Source organism: Nocardiopsis ganjiahuensis DSM 45031, from assembly GCF_000341085.1.
GTDB classification, from domain to species: domain Bacteria; phylum Actinomycetota; class Actinomycetes; order Streptosporangiales; family Streptosporangiaceae; genus Nocardiopsis; species Nocardiopsis ganjiahuensis.
Genome location: NZ_ANBA01000002.1, coordinates 377,626 through 396,938, shown reverse-complemented (window position 1 = coordinate 396,938; position 19,313 = coordinate 377,626). Strand labels below are relative to the sequence as shown.

General features: G+C 69.8%; 16 protein-coding genes. 12 read left to right on the top strand and 4 right to left on the bottom strand.

Going from position 1 to position 19,313, the window contains the following annotated elements; translation table 11 throughout:
- The first annotated feature begins 80 nt into the window (after positions 1-80).
- Both D458_RS0102350 and hpf read left to right on the top strand, forming a co-directional pair.
- Positions 81-908: a ComF family protein gene (locus D458_RS0102350; protein WP_017585122.1), complete on the top strand. Its 828-nt coding sequence runs from the start codon at positions 81-83 to the stop codon at positions 906-908.
- A 791-nt stretch (positions 909-1,699) separates the two neighbouring features.
- A complete protein-coding gene (gene hpf / locus D458_RS0102345; RefSeq protein WP_017585121.1) occupies positions 1,700-2,371 on the top strand; it encodes a ribosome hibernation-promoting factor, HPF/YfiA family in 672 nt (223 codons plus the stop codon).
- A 130-nt stretch (positions 2,372-2,501) separates the two neighbouring features.
- Here hpf and D458_RS0102340 read toward each other — a convergent pair whose 3' ends face one another.
- Positions 2,502-3,002 (bottom strand): hypothetical protein, encoded by a 501-nt coding sequence (locus D458_RS0102340; RefSeq protein ID WP_152521026.1) that lies wholly within the window; start codon positions 3,000-3,002, stop codon positions 2,502-2,504.
- A gap of 329 nt (positions 3,003-3,331) precedes the next feature.
- Here D458_RS0102340 and secA point away from each other — a divergent pair, with 329 nt between their 5' ends.
- Positions 3,332-6,178, top strand: a complete 2,847-nt coding sequence (secA, locus tag D458_RS0102335) for a preprotein translocase subunit SecA (protein WP_017585119.1) — start codon at positions 3,332-3,334, stop codon at positions 6,176-6,178.
- 65 nt (positions 6,179-6,243) lie between these two features.
- On the opposite strand, the gene D458_RS0102330 is transcribed toward secA, so the two are convergent.
- The 3 genes from D458_RS0102330 to D458_RS0102320 form a co-directional block, all read right to left on the bottom strand.
- A complete protein-coding gene (locus D458_RS0102330) occupies positions 6,244-7,404 on the bottom strand; it encodes an RNA polymerase sigma factor (RefSeq protein ID WP_017585118.1) in 1,161 nt (386 codons plus the stop codon).
- Positions 7,401-7,808 (bottom strand): YciI family protein, encoded by a 408-nt coding sequence (locus D458_RS0102325; protein ID WP_017585117.1) that lies wholly within the window; start codon positions 7,806-7,808, stop codon positions 7,401-7,403. Before D458_RS0102325 ends, D458_RS0102330 begins: the two co-directional genes overlap by 4 nt.
- A gap of 234 nt (positions 7,809-8,042) precedes the next feature.
- A complete protein-coding gene (locus D458_RS0102320; RefSeq protein WP_017585116.1) occupies positions 8,043-9,086 on the bottom strand; it encodes an SIS domain-containing protein in 1,044 nt (347 codons plus the stop codon).
- Positions 9,087-9,361: 275 nt separating this feature from the next.
- Here D458_RS0102320 and D458_RS0102315 point away from each other — a divergent pair, with 275 nt between their 5' ends.
- The 9 genes from D458_RS0102315 (at position 9,362) to D458_RS0102275 (ending at position 19,135) form a co-directional block, all read left to right on the top strand.
- Complete coding sequence (locus D458_RS0102315) at positions 9,362-10,099, top strand: GntR family transcriptional regulator (protein ID WP_017585115.1); 738 nt, start codon at positions 9,362-9,364, stop codon at positions 10,097-10,099.
- Positions 10,100-10,147: 48 nt separating this feature from the next.
- Positions 10,148-11,635, top strand: a complete 1,488-nt coding sequence (locus D458_RS0102310; protein ID WP_017585114.1) for a PTS transporter subunit EIIC — start codon at positions 10,148-10,150, stop codon at positions 11,633-11,635.
- Positions 11,636-11,729: 94 nt separating this feature from the next.
- On the top strand, positions 11,730-11,966 hold the full coding sequence (locus D458_RS0102305) for a glucose PTS transporter subunit EIIB (protein WP_017585113.1): 237 nt from the start codon (positions 11,730-11,732) through the stop codon (positions 11,964-11,966).
- 94 nt (positions 11,967-12,060) lie between these two features.
- The gene (locus tag D458_RS0102300) at positions 12,061-12,549 is read left to right on the top strand and encodes a PTS sugar transporter subunit IIA (protein WP_026118914.1); all 489 of its coding nucleotides are present in this window, start codon (positions 12,061-12,063) and stop codon (positions 12,547-12,549) included.
- Positions 12,550-12,689: 140 nt separating this feature from the next.
- Positions 12,690-14,369: a glycoside hydrolase family 3 protein gene (locus D458_RS0102295; RefSeq protein ID WP_026118913.1), complete on the top strand. Its 1,680-nt coding sequence runs from the start codon at positions 12,690-12,692 to the stop codon at positions 14,367-14,369.
- Positions 14,370-14,507: 138 nt separating this feature from the next.
- A complete protein-coding gene (locus tag D458_RS0102290; protein WP_017585110.1) occupies positions 14,508-15,164 on the top strand; it encodes an HAD family hydrolase in 657 nt (218 codons plus the stop codon).
- 89 nt (positions 15,165-15,253) lie between these two features.
- Entirely contained in the window at positions 15,254-15,721 is a 468-nt protein-coding gene (locus D458_RS0102285) for a DUF6912 family protein (protein ID WP_017585109.1), read from the top strand.
- Between the two features lie 342 nt (positions 15,722-16,063).
- Positions 16,064-17,221: a pectate lyase family protein gene (locus D458_RS0102280; protein WP_040702061.1), complete on the top strand. Its 1,158-nt coding sequence runs from the start codon at positions 16,064-16,066 to the stop codon at positions 17,219-17,221.
- Positions 17,222-17,524: 303 nt separating this feature from the next.
- Positions 17,525-19,135, top strand: coding sequence for an alpha/beta fold hydrolase (locus D458_RS0102275; RefSeq protein ID WP_017585107.1), 1,611 nt, complete (start codon positions 17,525-17,527; stop codon positions 19,133-19,135).
- The last annotated feature ends 178 nt before the right edge of the window (positions 19,136-19,313 follow it).

Here is a 19,313-nt window from a genome sequence, read left to right as displayed (position 1 = left end):
TCTTCCTGCGGGGGGCCGAGTTGTCCACAGGCTGGGGAACGGCGCTGGCGCGGGCGGCCGGAGCAGCCGATGCTGGAGACATGGACCAACGGACCGGTGCCCCCCGCGGGCGGCGGACGCCCGGTGTGCCCTCCCTGGTGCGCCGCCTCCTCGCCCTCCTTCTCGACCCCCTGCTCGAACTGCTGCTGCCGCGCGCCTGCGCGGGCTGCTCCGGCCCGGACGGCCCCCTCTGCGGGATCTGCCGCACCGTGCTGGAGCGCCGACCGCACCGGGCGGATCCGCGTGAGCGCTGCCCGCCGGTCTGGGCGTCCGGTCCCTACGCCGGACACCACCGGCGGGTCCTGCTCGCCCACAAGGAGCGCGGGGACGAACAGCTGACGGAACCCCTGGGGGAGCGGCTGGCCGCCGCCTACCGCGTCTCGGGGTGGGCGGCCCCGGACACGCTGCTGGTACCGGTTCCGGGACGCCTCGGGGCCTCGGCCCGGCACGGTCCGGTCGTCCGGCTGGCGCGGGCCTGTGCCCGACGGGCCGGGCCCGGGATGGTGGGCGGGGTCGCCCCGGTGCTGCGCTACCGGCGTCGAGCGCGGCCCCAGGTGGGCCTGGGGCGCTCGGAACGCCTGGCCAATCGTCTGGGGGCCTTCACCGCGGCGCCGAGGCCGCCAGGGCCCTTTCAGGGGCGCGGACGGGCATCTGAGCGGGGTCGGTGGGATCTGCGCGGGCGCAGGGTGGTCGTGGTGGACGATGTACTCACCACCGGCGCCACGGTCGCCGAAGCGGCCCGCGCCCTGCGCGAGGAGGGCGCCGAGGTGGTGGGCGCCCTGGTGCTGGCCGAGCGCTCCCGACCTTCGGAGCGTCCGTATCCGGTCATTCGGAGGGTGCCGGAAAGAAGGTTTTACAAACCCCCCTGAACAGGCGAAAGATGCCTGTTCGCAAGGGTTTGCGTCGCTTGCCGGGCGCTTGGGACTCCGTTCGCTACCTGACATCCGCGCTGGGACAGGTTACGGTCCAGGTATGGCACCCGTCCGGGTCCGTGGTTGCGCCGGATTTTCAGAGCCCTCGGGAACACCGAGGAGCGACTCCGGCAAGCCGATGCCAGGCGCAGGCGAAACGGCCCACGTAAGGCGACTTTTCGTCGACCGATCACGGTGCGCCTTAGAGGTAAGTCCTGCCCCGCGGAGGGTCCCGATGTCCCTCATGACAGGGAGAAGAGCAGTAGTCGCGGATAAGAGCGGCGAAACTCTCAGCAGGCGGATGTGGGGACGAAGACCAGGTCGGCCGGACGGGTGGCATGCCGACGTGCGGGGGTCCGTCGTTCCCGGAGCGAGAGCTCCGGGGGCGCGGACCCCCACCCGGCCCCTCGGTGTCCGTTCCACCCGAGTCCTCCCGGCCCGGACTCCCGCCCCCCGGGTCCCCGTCGGCCAAGACCTGTCCACCAGGGCCTCCGCGCCCGGTGAGCGAATCGCCTCAAACGGGTCAAACATCTTTCTTCCCAGTTCAGGGGTCCCGGGTAATCGTGTCCCTGGGGCGCGTGATGACCCTGCCTCTGATGGGTATACGCACTTCCAACCGAGTCGTGGCCCGGAAAAGAACGGGACACAGACGGAAGGGGGCTAGCGCGTCACACCCTCCCCACCGCAGGAGGGGAGCAGAGCCAGCCTGGCCGTCGCCTTCACGGCGGCCACGCGATGAAGGGGGTCCTATGGACATCATCGTCAAAGGTCGACGCACCGGCGTGAGTGAGAAGTTCCGACAGCACGTCGAGAACAAGCTCGACAGGCTCTCCAAGTGGGAGCGGAAGGGCATGAGCGTCGATGTGGAGGTGTCCCAGGAGCGCAACCCCAAGCTCGCCGACGTCCGCGAGCGGGTTGAACTGACCATCCACTCCGACGGCCCGGTCATCAGGAGCGAGGCTGCATCCGTGGACCGTCACGGCGCTCTCGACCTCGCGATCGACAAGATCGAGGCCCGACTCCGCAAGTCCGCGGACCGCCGCAAGGTCCACCGCGGCAATCGCACTCCGGTCTCCGTCGCGGCTGCTACCGCCGATCTCCCCGGGGATCTGCCCTCACCCACCCCGACATCAGCCGAGGCGCCCCCCGCCCAGCGCAGTGGGGACGAGGAGATCGACGGCGTCGAGGTCGACGACCGTTTCTCCGACGAGTTCGTGGAACTCGACACCCAGGGGGACGTTCCCGTGATCGTGCGGGAGAAGTTCCACCGGGCCAAGCCGATGAGCATCGACCAGGCGTTGATGGAGATGGAACTCGTCGGACACGACTTCTACCTCTTCCATGACGAGGTCAACGACACCCCGAGCGTCGTCTACCGCCGTAAGGGATTCAACTACGGCGTTCTCAGGCTCGTGGACTAGCACCCCGTCTCCCGACATCCCCCGCACGGGAGGTGGGAGAGCCGAACGCGCACCGCGGCGGGCCCGAGAGGCCCGCCGCGGTCCTGTCGTGGCCCGTGTCGTGGTCGGGCGCGGGCCGGACGGCCGCCGGTCAGGTCTCCTCCTCCTGCTTGATGTGGTGCAGCGGCGTCTGGTGCGGTTCCTCCGCCTCGTAACGCGGGGGGTCGAGCACCACATCGCTGAGGATGTCGAAGACCACGGCCACCACGGCCGCCGCGGCCATCAGGACCCCGGCCGCCACCAGGAGCGGGATCGACCAGTCGAGCACGATCGCCAGGCCGCCGAGGGCGAAACCCCCCACGGCGAGGGCGACACAGGCCCAGGAGGCCGCGCTGCCCCGGTGCCCGTTGGTGGGGGCGAGGGAACCGCCCTGGCGCTGGAAACCCCGGATCCGTCCTCGGCGGGACTGCTCCTCCTCGGTGGGGTGGTGTCGCTCCCACCCGAGCCCGGGGTCGTCCTCGTCCTTGGGGCCGAGGACGGTCGGACGTTTCCCCTCGACGAACTCGTCGACGGCGTCGACCGGGGTTTCCGGAAGGCGGGTGGACTCGTCCTTCGGGTTCGAGGTTCGTCGGCGTTCTCTCTTCGTCGGCATGGTGATCCCCCTGGGGACGCTGTTGCGTTCGGCGGTACTCGGACCGATCGCTCTGACGCGCAAACGTCCGGAACCGCCTCTCTCCCATTGCACTACCCGGAGAATTGCGCGAGTCTGCACAAACATCATGAAAAGGGCGGGAACATCTATACCCATCCCACTCGTTTGTCGGGAGGACGGGAAGCGGTTCCGGGTCCTCTAGGATGTAGGCCCGAGGACCCAGGATTCCCCCTGACCTCCGTTGCCACGGGAAGCGGTCAGCGGGCCTAGATCTGACTCTCCACCCCCTCCGGTGGAGCCAACCGCGATCTGCGAGGAGCGCATAGGAAGTGCCAGGCATACTCGACAAGCTCCTGCGCGCGGGTGAAGGTAAGATCCTGCGCCGGCTCAAGAAGTTGAAGGACCAGGTCAACGCCCTCGAGGACGACTACGTCGACCTCAGCGACGAGGAACTGCGCGACCTGACCCAGGAGTACAAGGAGCGCCACGAGGACGGGGAGTCCCTGGACGACCTGCTCCCCGAGGCCTTCGCGACCGTCCGCGAGGCGGCCAAGCGCACCCTGGGCCAGCGACCCTTCGACGTTCAGATCATGGGCGCGGCCGCCCTGCACCTGGGCAACATCGCCGAGATGAAGACCGGTGAGGGCAAGACCCTGACCGGAAGCCTCGCGGTGTACCTGAACGCCCTCGCGGGCAAGGGCGCCCACGTCATCACCACCAACGACTACCTCGCCCGACGCGACGCCCAGAACCTGGGCCGCATCTTCCACTTCCTCGGGCTCGAGGTCGGCGTGGTCGGACCGCAGATGACCGCGGAGGCCCGCCGCAAGGCCTACCAGGCCGACATCACCTACGGAACGAACAACGAGTTCGGTTTCGACTACCTGCGCGACAACATGGCGCTCTCGCTCAAGGACACGGTCCAACGCGAGCACTTCTTCGCCCTGGTCGACGAGGTCGACTCCATCCTCATCGACGAGGCGCGCACCCCGCTGATCATCAGCGGCCCCTCCGAGCAGAACTCGCGCTGGTACGCCGAGTTCGCGAAGATCGCGCCCCGCCTGAAGAAGGAGACCGACTACGAGGTCGACGAGAAGAAGCGCACCGTCGGCATCACCGAGTCCGGTGTGGCCAAGGTGGAGGACTGGCTGGGGATCGACAACCTCTACGAGGCCGTCAACACCCCGCTGATCAGCTTCCTCAACAACTCCCTCAAGGCCAAGGAGCTGTACCGCAAGGACAAGGAGTACATCGTCAAGGACGGTGAGGTCCTCATCGTCGACGAGTTCACCGGACGAGTCCTCGCGGGTCGCCGCTACAACGAGGGCATGCACCAGGCCATCGAGGCCAAGGAACGCGTCAAGATCAAGGACGAGAACCAGACTCTCGCCAAGGTCACGCTCCAGAACTACTTCCGCCTCTACGAGAAGCTCTGCGGTATGACCGGTACCGCCCAGACCGAGGCGGCGGAGTTCACCCAGACCTACGGCGTCGGTGTGGTCCCCATCCCCACCAACAAGCCGATGGTCCGCGAGGACGTCAAGGATGTCGTCTACAAGCACGAGGACGCCAAGTTCCAGGCCGTGGCCGAGGACATCGCCGAGCGCCACGAGGAGGGACAGCCGGTCCTGGTCGGTACGACCAGCGTCGAGAAGTCCGAGCTCCTCTCCCGGATGCTCAAGCGCGAGGGCGTCCCGCACGAGGTCCTCAACGCGAAGAACCACGCCCGTGAGGCCTCGATCATCGCCCGCGCGGGCAAGCTCGGCAGCGTCACCGTGGCCACCAACATGGCCGGTCGCGGTACCGACATCATGCTGGGCGGCAACCCCGACTTCATCGCCAACGAGGAGCTCCAGAACCGCGGCCTGTCCCCGCTGGAGACCCCGGAGGAGTACGAGGCGGCCTGGCCCGAGGCCCTGGAGAAGGCCACCGCTGAGTTCGAGGAGGAGCACGAGAAGGTCGTCGAGGCCGGCGGTCTGTACGTGCTCGGCACCGAGCGCCACGAGTCGCGCCGGATCGACAACCAGCTCCGCGGCCGTTCCGGCCGTCAGGGTGACCCGGGTATCTCCCGTTTCTACCTGTCGCTCCAGGACGACCTGCTGCGTCTGTTCAACTCCAGTCGTCTGGAGGTGTTCATGAACCAGCTGAACATCCCGGACGACCAGCCGATCGAGTCCGGCATGGTGAGCAAGGCGATCGCCTCCGCCCAGGGCCAGGTCGAGACGCAGAACTTCGAGATCCGCAAGAACGTCCTCAAGTACGACGAGGTCCTCAACCGCCAGCGCAAGGTCATCTACGCCGAGCGCCGCAAGGTGCTCGAGGGCCAGGACCTGCGCGACCAGGTCGTGGAGATGCTGGAGGAGGTGCTCCGCGGCTACGTCGTGGAGGAGACCGCCCAGGGCGACCCGGACGAGTGGGACCTCGACAAGCTCTGGCGGGCGTTCAAGCAGGTCTACCCGATCAGCTTCACCGTCGACGAGTTCATCGAGCAGAACGGCGACCTCCACACCCTGACCGGCGAACTCATCGCCACCCAGGTGGTCGAGGACGCCAAGGCCGCCTACGACGCCCGCGAGTCCGACCTGGGCGAGGAGGCGATGCGCGAGGTCGAGCGCCGCGTCATCCTCCAGGTGATGGACCGCAAGTGGCGTGAGCACCTCTACGAGATGGACTATCTCCAGGAGGGCATCGGCCTGCGCGCGATGGCCCAGCGCAACCCGCTGATCGAGTTCCAGCGCGAGGGCTTCGACATGTTCCAGCAGATGCTGGAGGCCATCAAGGAGGAGTCTGTCGGCTTCCTCTTCAACGTCGAGGTCCAGGTCCGCAAGAAGGACGAGCCGACCATCACCGCCTCCGCCGCCGCGCAGACCGCCGCCGCGGTCGGCGGGGCCACCGGTGCGGCCGCCGTCGCCACCGCCGTCCAGGAGGACACCGAGGCCGCGGAGGCCGACGCGCCCGCCGAGGAGGCGGAGCCCGCCGAGGACGTGGTGGTCCCCGGATTCGGCGAGGACCAGCCGAACCGGCTCCAGTACTCCGCGCCGAGCGAGGACGGCACCGTCGAGCAGCACAGCGAGACCGTGGACAACGAGTACGCGGGTACCGCCCGCAACTCCCCCTGCCCCTGCGGCTCGGGCAAGAAGTACAAGAAGTGCCACGGTGACCCCACGGCCAAGTAGCCGCTGAGGAGCACCGAGAACACGCGTGTGGGCGCGGTCCCTTCGGGGCCGCGCCCACACGCGTGTCAGCGGGTGTTGATCCGGGCGGCCCTGCGGGTCAGGTGGTCGCGCTCGGCGAGGTTGGTCGCCTTGCGGGCCGCCTCGGCGTACAGCCGCGCCGCGCCCTCCAGGTCGCCGTCGCGTTCGTGCAGATGGGCCGCGACCGCCGTGTACCGGGGGAGGGAGTCCTCGAGCTCCGCGAGCGCCGCCAGGCCCGCGCGCGGCCCGTCGGCCTCCCCGACGGCCACCGCGCGGTTGAGCCGGACCACCGGGCTGTCGGTCAACCCCACGAGCTCGTCGTACCACTCCACGATCTGCGGCCAGTCGGTCTCCTCGGCGGTGGGCGCGTCGGCGTGCAGCGCGGCGACGGCGGCCTGGGCCTGGAACTCGCCCAGCCGGTCGCGGGCCAGGGCCGCCTGGAGGATCCGGACGCCCTCGGCGATCGCCCCGGTGTCCCACCGGCCGCGGTCCTGCTCGTCGAGCGGTACGAGGCTCCCGTCCGGAGCGGTCCGGGCGGCGCGCCGGGCGTGGTGGAGCAGCATGAGGGCGAGCAGCCCCGCCACCTCGGGGTGGTCGATCACCGCCGCGAGCTGCCGGGTGAGCCGGATGGCCTCGGCCGCGAGGTCGACGTCCCCGGAGTAGCCCTCGTTGAAGACCAGGTAGAGGACGCGCAGCACGGTGGTGACGTCACCGGGGCGGTCGAACCGCACACCGGAGACGGTTCGCTTGGCCCGGCTGATGCGCTGCGCCATGGTCGCCTCGGGCACCAGGTAGGCCTCGGAGATCTGGCGGGTGGTCAGCCCGCCGACGGCGCGCAGCGTGAGCGCGACCGCCGACGAGGGCGTCAACGAGGGGTGGGCGCACAGGAAGTAGAGCTGGAGCGTGTCGTCCACCGCGCGCGCGGGCCCGGGCCGGGGTTCCTCGTCGACGAGCGCCTCGCGCCTGCGCCGGGAGGTCTCCGCCCGGGCCGTGTCCAGGAACCGGCGCCAGGCCACGGTGACCAGCCACCCCTTGGGGTCCCGGGGCGGGTCGGCCGGCCAGGTGCGGACCGCCTCGACCAGCGCTTCCTGCACGGCGTCCTCGGCCGTCGCGAAGTCGGCTCCGCGGCGGACGAGGATCGCGAGGACGCCCGGTGTGAGGCCCCGGATCAGGGCGGTGTCCGTTCCGGGGTTCACGTCGGCGCTCACTCCGTGACGGTGGGCGGTTCGGTCAGGAACGGGCGCAGCTCCAACCACTCGTGGATGGGTTCCCCGCCGGCCCCGGGAGCGGCCGACAGCTCCCCGGCGAGTTCGACGGCGCGTTCGTGGCTGTCGACGTCGATCACCATCCACCCGGCGATGAGGTCCTTGGTCTCTGCGAACGGGCCGTCGGTGACCGGCGGGCGGCCCTCGCCGTCGTACCGGACGAAGGTCCCCTCGGGGGCGAGCGCCTGGGCGTCGACGAACTCGCCGGTCTCCTCCAGCCGGGCCGCGAAGTCGTTCATGTACGTGATGTGGGCCGAGATCTCCTCGGGCGTCCACCGGTCCATGGGCACGTTGTTGATCGCGGCCGGGGCGCCCCGGTAGTGCTTGAGCAGAAGGTACTTGGCCATGATGTCTCTCCTCGACGCTGGTGCGACCCATTGTGGTCGCGTTCACAGCGGGGACGGAACCAGCCACGGCTTCTCGACACCATCGGCCGAACTTCTCCGACTTCTTTTCTTCAGCTCCCGCGCCGAAGGGGGAGGACCGGACAGAAAGGGGCCCGGCGCCGCCGTTGGGCGGGCGCCGGGCCGAGTGGGGGACCGGGGTCGCGGTGTCCCCGGAGACGGCTCAGGGGTTCGGTCTCAGGAGGTCTGGGTGACCTTGTTGAGCCCGCGCGGAACGTCGGGGTTGTAGCCCAGGCGGCGGGCGAGGTGCTCGGTGAGCAGCTGGGCGGGGACGATGAGGTTCATCGGTGACACCCACTCGGGCACGTCCGGGACGGGCACGGACAGGTCGCTCGCGGCGGCCAGGGCGGAACCGCCGCCGAAACCGAACACCGGGGCGCCCGCGGAGCGGACCCGCTCGGCCAGGGCGACCGTGCCCTCCAGGGTGGGGCCGCTGGGTGCGGCGACCAGCAGGGCCGGGGTGCGCGGGTCCACCACGGCGATCGGGCCGTGCAGCAGGTCGGCGTAGGACAGTCCCATGGCGTGCAGGTAGCAGGCCTCCTTGAGCTTGAGCGCCGCCTCCAGGGCCGTGGAGAAGGCCATGCCGCGCCCGGAGATCACCGCGCCCTGCACGGCGACCATCCGCTCCACGATCTCCTCCAGGGAGTCCGTGGGCGCCGCGAGGATCTGCTCGATGCCCTCGGGGACCAGCTCCAGCTCTCCGGCGTCCAGGTCGGCGCCCAGCCCCAGGGCGAGGACCGCGAGGGCGGCCAGCTGCGTGTTGTAGGTCTTGGTGGCGGGGACGGCCAGCTCGTTCCCGGCCCGGGTGACCAGAGCGACGTCGGCCTCGGCGGCGAGCGGGGAGTCCGCCCCGTTGGTGACACCGACGGTCCGGGCACCGCAGTCGGCGGCCCAGCGCATGGTCTCGACGATCTCCTCGGTCCTGCCGGACTGGGAGATGGCCACGGCGAGGACGCCCGAGAGGTCGATCTTGGCGCCGTAGGCGGTCGCGATGGAGGGCGAGCCCAGCGTGGCCAGGCGGCCGGTGTGCGCCTGGAGCAGGTAGCTCCCGTAGACAGCGGCGTTGTCCGAGGAGCCGCGGGCGATGAACAGGACGTGTCTGGTGGTGCGGCCGAGTGCCTCGATCTCGCCGCGCAGGGGCAGTAGCTCGGTGAATGTGCGGCGCAGGGCCTCGGGCTGTTCGGCGATCTCGGAGCGCATCACGCTCGTCGTGGTGGTCATGACGGAGCCTTCCGGTGTGGACGGGCGGTCCTGGACGAACGCCGGGGGCCGCGCTGGTCGCTCGTGGGCGGCCCGGAACTTTCTCTCTGGCCAGCCACGATGATGGTTCGCTCCGCGTGCCGCAAGGAGGATTGACACGCGGGTCGAGCTGTGGTCTAGTCCGGACTATACCAGTCGGAAACCGACATCCCCCGGCAAGCGCCAGATGCCGGGGCAGACGCCGCGCTAAGGTCTGACACCAGCCCGAATCGCCGACCGAGAAGGCCGCCCGCTCCATGTCGATCGACGCCAGCAACCCACTGCCCAAGTACGTCCAACTCCGCGACCTGCTCCTGGACTGGATCACCGCGGCCGGGCTGGGCGTGGACGACATGGTCCCCTCGGAGCGCGAGCTCAGCACCACCTACGGCCTCTCCCGGATGACCGTGCGCCAGACCATCGACCTCCTGGTCGCCGAGGGCCGCCTCTACCGGGTCCCCGGCAAGGGCACCTTCGTCGCCCGGCCCAAGATCGAGATGTCCCTGGTGCTGGCCTCCTTCAGTGAGGACATGCGGGCCCGCGGCTTCGAGCCGGGCGCCCGCGAGCTGATCCGGCAGGTCATCCCGGCCAGCGGCCACACCGCACGCATGCTCGACATCGCCCCCGGAACCCTCGTCCACCACATCGAACGCATGCGTACCGCCGACGACGAACCCATGGCGGTCGAGCGTTCCAACATCCCCGCGGCCATGGTCCCCGGCCTGGAGGACTACGACCTCGCCGAACGATCTCTCTACGAGGTCCTGGAAAACGAGTTCGACATCCTGTTGGATTCCGGAGAACAGACCATCGAGGCCGGGATCTGCGACTCGGCCGACTCCCGTCTCCTTGGCCTACCCGCTGGAAGCCCGGTGCTGATCATGCAGCGCCGCAGCTTCGCCAAGGGACAGTGCGTCGAACTCGCGCTGTCCACCTACCGTGCCGACCGCTACCAGCTGCACTCCCGGCTGGACCCGCGGCAGCACGGCGACTGACGTCTCGCGCCCTCGGGGCGCGTGTCCGAGAGGGAGGACCCCCCCACCATGTCGGACCCGACACCGACCAAGAAGTCCTCGGCCCAGGCCGGGGACGCCACCAACGCCAAACGCGGCTCCTCCACACTGGCCGTGCTCCAACGGCTCGGCCGCAGCCTGATGATGCCGATCGCGGTCCTGCCCGCCGCCGCGATCCTGCTCCGTCTCGGCCAGGACGACCTGCTCGGAGCCGACGGCCTGGCCGGGCTCAGCGGGATGGGCTGGATGCAACCCGTCTCCGGGGCGATCGGCACCGCCGGTGAGGCGATCTTCGAGGCGCTCCCGCTGCTGTTCGCCATCGGTGTGGCCATCGGCTTCGCCAAGCGCGCCGACGGCTCGACCGCCCTGGCCGCCGTGGTCGGCTACCTGGTGTTCGACCGGGTGGCGACCTGGACGATGGTGACCTTCGACGGCGCCACCGGCGACATCGGCTCACGGTTGACCACGTACCCCCTGCCCACCGATCCGGTGACGAGGGAACCGATCACCGACCCGGAGGCGATCAGCGCCGTCGCGCCGATGATCAACCACGCGGTCAAGAACCCCACCGACGTGCTCGGCGGGATCGCGATCGGCCTGGTCGCCGCCGTGCTGTGGCAGCGTTACCACCGGATCAAACTGCCCACCTGGCTCGGTTTCTTCGGCGGCCGCCGCTTCGTCCCCATCGTCACGGCCCTGGCCGGCCTGGGGATGGGCGTGGTGCTGGGCCTGCTCTGGCCGATCGTCGGCATGTGGATCCAGAACCTGGGCGAGGGCATCATCGGCGCGGGTGCGCTCGGCGCCGGTGTCTACGGCGTCATCAACCGCATCCTGCTGCCGATGGGCCTGCACCACGTGGTGAACTCGTTCATCTGGTTCGTCTCCGGTACGTACACCGCCGACGACGGAACGGTCACGCACGGCGAGATCACCCGCTACTTCGCCGGGGACCCGACCGCGGGCGGCCTGCTGTCCGGCTTCTTCCCGGTGCTGATGTTCGGTCTGCCGGGCGCGGCGCTGGCCATGTGGCTGACCGCGTCCAAGGCCCGGCGGACGCAGATCGGCTCGATCATGATCCCGGCGGCGCTGACCGCGTTCGTCACGGGCATCACCGAACCGGTGGAGTTCGCGTTCATCTTCGTGGCGCCGGTGCTGTTCGCCGTGCACATCGTGCTCACCGGCGTCTCGATGGCGGTGATGAACTTCCTCGACGTCCAGTTGGGCTTCGGCTTCTCGGCGGGCCTGATCGACCTGTTGCTGAACGCCACGAAGGACAACACCCAGGGGTTGGGGGTCCTGTTGCTGTTCGGGGTGTTCTACTTCCTGGTCTACTTCGGGGTCTTCTACCTGCTGATCACGAAGTTCAACTTCCCCACCCCGGGACGCGAGCGCGATGAGGAGGACCTCGAGGCGGCCGCCCCGCACACCGCCCCGGCCACCGCCGACGGCACCACCGAGCCCGGCACCGACCCCCCGTCCGGCGGGGAGTCCGGCAAGGGGCCCGATCGTGCGGACTGACCGCCGCGCCGCCCCTGGCATGTGAGCCACACCACCTCTAAGCTCTGCTCAGACCCCCCGGGTCACGTGAGCCCGGGTAGAGCACGGAGGACACATGGCGGACAAGGCAGCGGCGATCGTCGCCGGTTTGGGCGGCGCGGCCAACATCGAGGACATCGAGGCCTGCATCACCCGGCTGCGGACCGAGGTCGCCGACCCCGGTCTGGTCCGGGAGGCCGATCTCAAGGCGGCGGGAGCGCACGGGGTCCTCGTCTCGGGCAACGTCGTCCAGGTGGTGGTCGGTCCGGAGGCGGACAGCCTCACCGACGACATCCGGGACCTGATCGAGTGAGCCCGAGGGGCGGGCTCGGAAGAAGTCAGGACTTTGTCCTCTTCTGGTTGACCGATTTCCGGGTTAAGTCTCGCCCCAAGGGAAGGTTTCCTCCATGTCAGACGTGATCGGTGCGCTGCGCGTACTCTCCCCCGTAACCGGAACGGCCATGCCCCTGGAGACGGTGCCGGACCCGGTGTTCTCCCAGAGCATGGTCGGACCCGGGGTGGCGGTCCACCCCGAACCAGGTCAGGAAGGCGGCCAGGAGTCCCAGCACGAGGCCGTCGCGCCCATCGCCGGGACCCTGGTCAAGCTCCACCCGCACGCCTTCGTGGTCATGGCCGCCGACAACCGGCGCGGTGTCCTCGTCCACCTGGGCATCGACACCGTGCAGCTCGCGGGCGAGGGGTTCACACTCCTCGCCCAAGAGGGCTCGGAGGTGGCGGCGGGCACCCCGGTGATCCGCTGGTCGCCCGGCATGGTGGCCGCCCTCGGAAAGCCCTCGGTCGTGCCGGTGGTGGCCCTGGACGCCCGGCCGGAGGCCCTCTCCGAACACGCGAGCGGTGCGGTCGCCCCGGGGGAGGTGCTGTTCGTCTGGGAGTGACGCCGGGGCACCCGCCCCGGCGTCCTCCGGGGGTGACCTCGCCCCGAACCCTCCGCACCCCGGCGGGGTGCGTCCTGCCTGGTCCCGCGACCGGGTAGTCTCCGGCCGCAACCAGCGACCCGGCGGAGATGAAGTCCCACATGAGACCGTCCTTTCCACGCGCCCTGGCCCCGGCCTGCGTGGCCCTCACCCTGATCACCACAGCCTGTTCCACACCTGAGGAGGTGGACCCCTCGCCTGAGAACGACGACCGGAGCACCGACGCTTCGGCCGAGCCCTTCGAGCCGGTCCTGGCGCCGCAACTGCTCGCGGACATGGACCTGGACGACAAGATCGGCCAGCTCCTGGTGCTCACCGCCCAGGGAACCACCGCCGCTGACAACGCCGCCCAGATCGAGGCGCACCGACCCGGCGGCATCATCTACTTCGACGCCAACCTGAACGACGCCGAACAGATCGCCGAGATGTCGGCCGGCGTGCAGGACCTGGCGGCCGAACAGGGGCAGGGCGTCCCCCTGTTCGTCAGCATCGACCAGGAGCAGGGCCGGGTCGTCCGCATGCCCGTCGGCACCCTGTTCCCCGACGCGATGGCGGTCGGCGCCACCGGCGACACCGAGCTCGCCGCCCTGCGCGCCGCCACCACCGCCGACGAGCTCACCGCGGTCGGCATCAACATGAACTACGCGCCCGACGCCGACGTCAACACCGACCCCGACAACCCGGTCATCGGGATCCGCTCCTTCGGCTCCGACCCGGAGCGGGTGTCCGAGATGGTGCTGGCCGAGGCCGCCGCCTACGCCGAACACGGTGTCGCCCCGGTGATCAAGCACTTCCCGGGGCACGGGGACACCGACGTCGACAGCCACAGCGGACTGCCCGTCATCGACCTGCCCCGTGACCGGTGGGAGGCCGAGCACCTCCCCCCGTTCCGGGACGCGGTCGAGGCGGGCGTGGACGCGGTCATGACCGCCCACGTGCTCATGCCGCAGCTGGACACCGGCGAGGACCCGGACCCGGCCACCCTGTCCCCGGCGATCATCGACGGCATCCTGCGCGACGAGCTCGGCTACGACGGCGTCGTCACCACCGACGCCCTCAACATGGACGGTGTGCGCCAGCGCCACGGCGACGGTGAGATCGCCGTCCGGGTGGTGGAGGCCGGTGTGGACCAGCTCCTCATGCCGCCGGACCCGGGCGCCGCGGTCTCCGCGATCCGGGAGGCGGTCGAGAGCGGCCGTCTCACCGAGGAGCGCATCGACCAGTCGGTGCTGCGGATCCTCACACTCAAGGAGAAGCGCGGGATCCTCGAAGCCGAGTCCGCGGACCCGGCCGAGGCCGAGCAGGCCCTGGAGGACCCGGAGCACGCCGAGGCCGCCCAGCGGGTGGCCGACGCCTCCGTGACCCTCGTGCAGAACGTCGGGGACCTCCTGCCCCTCGCCGAGGGCACACGCGTGCGTGTGCAGGGAGTGGGCGCCGACCGGATCGCCCCGGCTCTGGCCGACAGGGGCCTGGAGGTCGTGGACAGCGGCGAGGAGGTGCTCGTGGTGGGCACCGACGGCGCCCGGGGTTCGCAGGAGCAGCAGGGCCAGGTCTCCGCGGGCGAGGCCGCGGGCACGCCCGTGGTCGTGGTCGCCCAGGGCGGCCCCTACGACCTGGAGGCCTTCCCCGAGGTGGAGGCCTTCATCGCCCTGTACTCGTCGGTGGAGGTCTCCCGGGTGGCCGCGGCCAAGGCGATCACCGGTGAGCTCGACCCGTCCGGGACGCTGCCGGTGGACATCCCCGGTGCCGGGGTGAGTTCCGGGACCGGGCTGAGCTACTGAGCGTTCCGCCCGCCTCACCCGCTTCGCGGGTTCTCGAAGGTTGAACCGGACGGGGAACGGGAAGAACCGTTCCCCGTCCGGCCCTTCGGACGCACGAAGGGCCGGACGGCTGTTCCCAACGGCGAAGGAGGCGATTGGATGAACGGCACCCGGCGCGGGGTCATCTCCGACTGGGGCGGTGTGCTCACGCCGCCTCTGCCCGACGGCATCCAGGCCTGGCTCAGGGCCGACCGGATCGACGTCGAGCACTACTACGAGGTCACACGCCCCTATTTCGACGGCAGCCTGCCCGACAACCCCGTGCACGCACTGGAGCGGGGCGAGATCGACACCCGCCAGTTCGAGCGCGACCTCGCGGCCGTGCTGCGCTCCACCCACGGCGGCCCGGTGCGGGCCGAGGGCCTGATCCAGCGCATGTTCTCGAACTTCGACCCCGTCCACGACATGTACGAAGCCCTCCGCCGGGCGCGGGGGAGCGGGCACAGCACCGCGCTGCTCTCCAACTCCTGGGGCAACGGCTACCCGCGCGAGCACTTCGCGTCCACCTTCGACACCGTCGTGATCTCCGGCGAGGTGGGGATGCGCAAGCCCGAGGAGCGCATCTACCTGCACACCTGCCGGAGCCTCGGCCTGGAGCCCGAGGACTGCGTGTTCATCGACGACCTGGCGCACAACGTCGAGACCGCCGAGTCGCTGGGCATGACCGGCATCCTGCACACCGACGTCGAGAGCACCCTCCGGGAGCTGTCCCGCTTCCTGGCCCCCGAGGGCGAGCCAGAACGCCAGCCGGCCTGACCACGGGAACCGGCTCCGACGGGGCGCCGGTCCGGTCACCTCGGGTTCTTTGGGAAACTCGTAGGACCCGACCGCGCCCTGGAGTGCCCATGTACGTCTTTCTGCCCAGCACCGTCCCCGCCCTGGCGGCCCTGCTCGACGCGGGTCGCCTGGAGGGTGAGGCCCTCACCGCCTTCACCGCCGAACCCGGTCCCGGCGGTGACCCCGAGGAGGCCGAGTACGACGCCATGTACGCGGCCGCCGACGCCTCGCTCGGGCTCCTCGCGCAGGAGCCCGAGGCGCCCCGCCGCCGTGTGGTGCTCGCCGCAGAGATGCCCGACCACGTCGTCGAACACGGGGCCCGCCACGCCGACGGCGTCGCCCGGGTCAGCGTCCGGGGCGGAGTGCCCTACAAGAAGCTGAGGTCCGCGCACGTGGACGACGCCGCAGCGGCCGCGGACATCGCCAGGGCCGCCGCCGACCCCGGCTCCGCGACCGCCGACGAGGTCACCGCCGAACACGAACTCATGTGGTTCGCCGTCCAGGAGCTGCGCTTCCTCGTCGAGGAACAGGCGTAGTCGAGGAACGGGCGTAGCGGCGCCCGAGCGGCTGGCGCGGTTCGTGCCGACCTTCGGTCCCCGGAGTTTTGTATTTTCTGGTCTTTCCCGCTGTGGCCTCGGCTGATTTTCTCCCGCAGTCCGAATCAGGGTGTCGCACCGGAAAATTTTCCACAATGGCTGGTCTGTTGGGAAACTGTTTTCCACATCGCTCTGACCAGGAAGGTTTGACAGTCTTTTCGGTGGTGGTACAGGATGCTCCACCAGCGCGCGGTTACCGGCCGTGACGGCCTTCGCGCGTTCACCGGCGGTTTTCCCTTGAACGACCCCCAGTCCCCGCTGCCGCCGGTCGAAAGGAAATCCATGTCCACTCCGAAAAAGAGACCTGCCCTCGTGGGGCTCGCCGCCACCGCCGGCCTCGGCCTGTTCGCGGGAGCCTGGTTCCTCGTCCCCGAAAGCACCGGCGGCGGTGAACTCAGCGGGAACACCGACCCGCTCGGGACCACGGCCGCCCCCGACCCCCTGAGCGACGAGCCGGTCGGCTACGCCTCGATGAACGGCGGCACCACCGGAGGCTTCGGCGGTGAGACCGTCAACGAGTACCTGCTGAGCGAGTACTCCTCCTGGAGCGACGAGAGCACCCCGGGCGAGGCCCTCTACGCGGTTCTCAAGGACCACAGCGGCTCCGACGACGGCCTGGTCGTCCACGTCGACGTCGCCGTGACCGCGGACCAGGTCAGCGAGGACAAGATCGACGTCAAGGACGTCTCCAACGTCTCCGTCCTCGGCGTCGGGGACGAGGGGCGGTTCGACGGGATCGGCTTCAAGGTCACCCGCTCCGAGAACGTCGTCTTCCGCAACCTGGCCGTTCGCGAGGTCTCGCAGGGCGAGGGCGACGCCCTGGAGGTCACGGAGAACAGCTCCAACGTATGGATCGACCACAACGAGTTCAGCAGTGAGAAGGAGGGCGTCGACAAGGACTTCTACGACGGCCTGGTCGACATCAAGCACGGCTCCGAGTACGTCACCGTCTCCTGGAACAGGTTCGAGGACCACTGGAAGACCTCGCTGGTCGGCCACAACGACACCGCCGGCTCCGCGCCCGACCGGATCACCTACCACCACAACCTGTTCAGCAACCTGAACAGCCGGGTGCCCCTGGTCCGCCACGCTGACGTGCACATGCTCAACAACGTCTTCGAGGACATCGACGGCTCCGCGATCAACGCCCGGATGGGCGCCCGCGTCCTCGTCGAGGGCAACCACTTCGACAACGTGGGATCCGGTGAGACGGACGGCCACGACGGTCAGATCCAGGGCCCGGTGGGCTGGTGGTACGGCAGCCCCGAGACCGGCTACTGGAACCTGGTCGACAACGCCTTCGTGGACACCCCCCACGAGCACCTGGAGTCGACCACCGACTTCACCGTGCCCTACGACTACGAGGCGGAGAGCCCCGAGGACGCCAAGGCCTCCGTCGAGGCGGGCGCCGGAACCGGCGTGATCGACGTCCAGCCCTAGGAACCGGGAGAATTCCGGCTCCAGGAACCGGGTGAACCCAGGATCTGGGAGAAGTCGTACCGGGCGCCGAGGACCGCGAAGGTCTTCGGCGCCTTTTGGTGTTCCGGAAGAAGACGCGATCCCAGAGGGCGGCTCGAACACGAACGACGCGCGGTCCCGGGTCGGATTCCGGGCCGGCAGAAGTTCTCTCCGGTAATCCCGGGGAACCGTTCACACAGTGAACGGCGATACCCCGGTTGTCTGTGATTCTCCGCAGAAGAGCGTTGCCCCCCCGGAAGAACGTCGCCCCCCAAGGAGAAGTGTATGAAGCGTGGAGCGCTGCTCCCCCTGATTCTCGTGCCAGGGCTGGCCGTCCCCCTCATGGCGCCGCCCGCCCTGGCCGACCCCCTCCCCGAGACCCCGGTCCGGAGCATCGACTGGGAGACGTGCGGGGAGGAGGAGAGTCCCGACGCCGAATGCGGCACCCTGACCGTCCCGATCGACTGGGACGACCCCGACGGCGAGACGATCGACCTCGCTCTGGCCCGTATCCCCGCGAGCGATCCCGACTCGCGGATCGGATCCCTGGTGATCAACCCCGGAGGTCCCGGCGGCTCCGGGGTGGGCTTCGCGCTCTTCGCGCCGGAGGTCTTCAGCCCCGAGGTCCTCGACAGGTTCGACATCGTCGGTTTCGACCCCCGCGGGGTCGGCGGCAGCCACCCGGTCCTGTGCTCGGTCGAGACACTGCAGGACAACCCCGGCGCCCTGTTCGACAGCCGGGCCGAACTCCAGGCGCGCGCCGCCTACAACGATGAACTGCGCGAGGACTGCCGGGAGAACACCGGACCGCTGCACGACCACGTCGACTCCCTCAGCGTCGTCCACGACATCGACGCGATCCGGGCCGCCCTCGGCGACGACCAGCTGTCGTTCTTCGGCGTCTCCTACGGGACGCTCATGGGCCAGCAGTACGCCCAGACCTACCCGGAGCGGGTCCGGGCAGTCGTGCTCGACAGCGTGATGGACCACAACCTCGACACCGGTGAGTACCTGGCGACCCAGGCGGAGGCCGCGCAGGACTCCTTCGACGCTTTCGTCGCCTGGTGCGAGGGCAGCGCTCAGTGCGCCCTGGACGGACAGGACCCGCGGGCGCTCTGGACGGACCTGCTCAAACGCGCTGATGCGGGCGAGCTCGTCATCGAGGACCCCGAAGGTTCGTGGGAGGTGACCGCGGAGGACCTCATCGGCATGGCGTTCTCCTCCGGCTACGGGCCGGACTGGCATGACTTCGCCTCGACCCTGGCGTGGCTGGACGATCCGGAGAGCGTCGGGTTCCCGGAGGAGGACGACCTGGCTGAGCCGGCGGAGACGGCTGACGGTCCGGCGGGGGACGACGAGTCGGTGCCCTACCCCTACCCGGCGGTGCTGTGCAACGACTACAGCCTTCCGGTGCGCGGCTACGGAGACTGGAGCGCGCTCATGCGCAGCGGCCAGAGGCTCTTCGCCCCCGACGTGCGCTACGGCATGCTCGCGGTCGACGACGTCGCCTCCTGCCTCGGACAGCAGGAGGTGCGCAACCCCCAGGCCCCGACCGACGTGAGCGGCAGCGAGCCCCTGATGGTCATCAACTCGCTCCACGACCCGGCCACCGGGTACAACTGGGCGGTCAACCTGGCGGACCAGCTCGGCGACGACGGCGTGTTCGTCACCTACGAGGGGGCCGGTCACGGTGTCTACGGCCGTACCGAGTGCACCACCGAGGTCGTCGACGACTACCTGATCCACCAGAAGCTGCCCGCGGACGGCACCCGCTGCGAGGCGGCCCCGGTCGACTTCGAGGAGGACCTGCCGCTCCTGGAGGCGGTGCCGGAGCCCGATGTCGCGTCGGTCGACGACGTCATGAGCCGGGCCCGAGCCGGGGCCGGCCGGGAGTAGGCCGGGACAGCGGCCTGGAGGGGCCGGGAGCGTGGAACCACGGTCTCGGCCCCTGCCCCGGAACCCGTGGTCAGGCTCAGGGGGAGGCCTCCTCGAACGGGCCCCTCTCCAGTGTTCCCTGGCCATGAGCCCTGTTCGGTCGTGCCGGACCCGCCCCGCACGGGCGCTGCCATGGAAG

Bases quoted from the DNA above. Each gene is read 5' to 3' on its own strand.
- D458_RS0102295 (WP_026118913.1), top strand. From the start codon at position 12,690: ATGAGACCGTCCTTTCCACGCGCCCTGGCCCCGGCCTGCGTGGCCCTC.
- D458_RS0102285 (WP_017585109.1), top strand. From the start codon at position 15,254: ATGTACGTCTTTCTGCCCAGCACCGTCCCCGCCCTGGCGGCCCTGCTC.
- D458_RS0102315 (WP_017585115.1), top strand. From the start codon at position 9,362: ATGTCGATCGACGCCAGCAACCCACTGCCCAAGTACGTCCAACTCCGC.
- D458_RS0102280 (WP_040702061.1), top strand. From the start codon at position 16,064: ATGTCCACTCCGAAAAAGAGACCTGCCCTCGTGGGGCTCGCCGCCACC.
- D458_RS0102325 (WP_017585117.1), bottom strand. From the start codon at position 7,808: ATGGCCAAGTACCTTCTGCTCAAGCACTACCGGGGCGCCCCGGCCGCG.
- D458_RS0102290 (WP_017585110.1), top strand. From the start codon at position 14,508: ATGAACGGCACCCGGCGCGGGGTCATCTCCGACTGGGGCGGTGTGCTC.
- D458_RS0102350 (WP_017585122.1), top strand. From the start codon at position 81: ATGGACCAACGGACCGGTGCCCCCCGCGGGCGGCGGACGCCCGGTGTG.
- D458_RS0102340 (WP_152521026.1), bottom strand. From the start codon at position 3,002: ATGCCGACGAAGAGAGAACGCCGACGAACCTCGAACCCGAAGGACGAG.
- D458_RS0102275 (WP_017585107.1), top strand. From the start codon at position 17,525: ATGAAGCGTGGAGCGCTGCTCCCCCTGATTCTCGTGCCAGGGCTGGCC.
- D458_RS0102320 (WP_017585116.1), bottom strand. From the start codon at position 9,086: ATGACCACCACGACGAGCGTGATGCGCTCCGAGATCGCCGAACAGCCC.
- D458_RS0102300 (WP_026118914.1), top strand. From the start codon at position 12,061: ATGTCAGACGTGATCGGTGCGCTGCGCGTACTCTCCCCCGTAACCGGA.
- hpf (WP_017585121.1), top strand. From the start codon at position 1,700: ATGGACATCATCGTCAAAGGTCGACGCACCGGCGTGAGTGAGAAGTTC.
- D458_RS0102310 (WP_017585114.1), top strand. From the start codon at position 10,148: ATGTCGGACCCGACACCGACCAAGAAGTCCTCGGCCCAGGCCGGGGAC.
- D458_RS0102305 (WP_017585113.1), top strand. From the start codon at position 11,730: ATGGCGGACAAGGCAGCGGCGATCGTCGCCGGTTTGGGCGGCGCGGCC.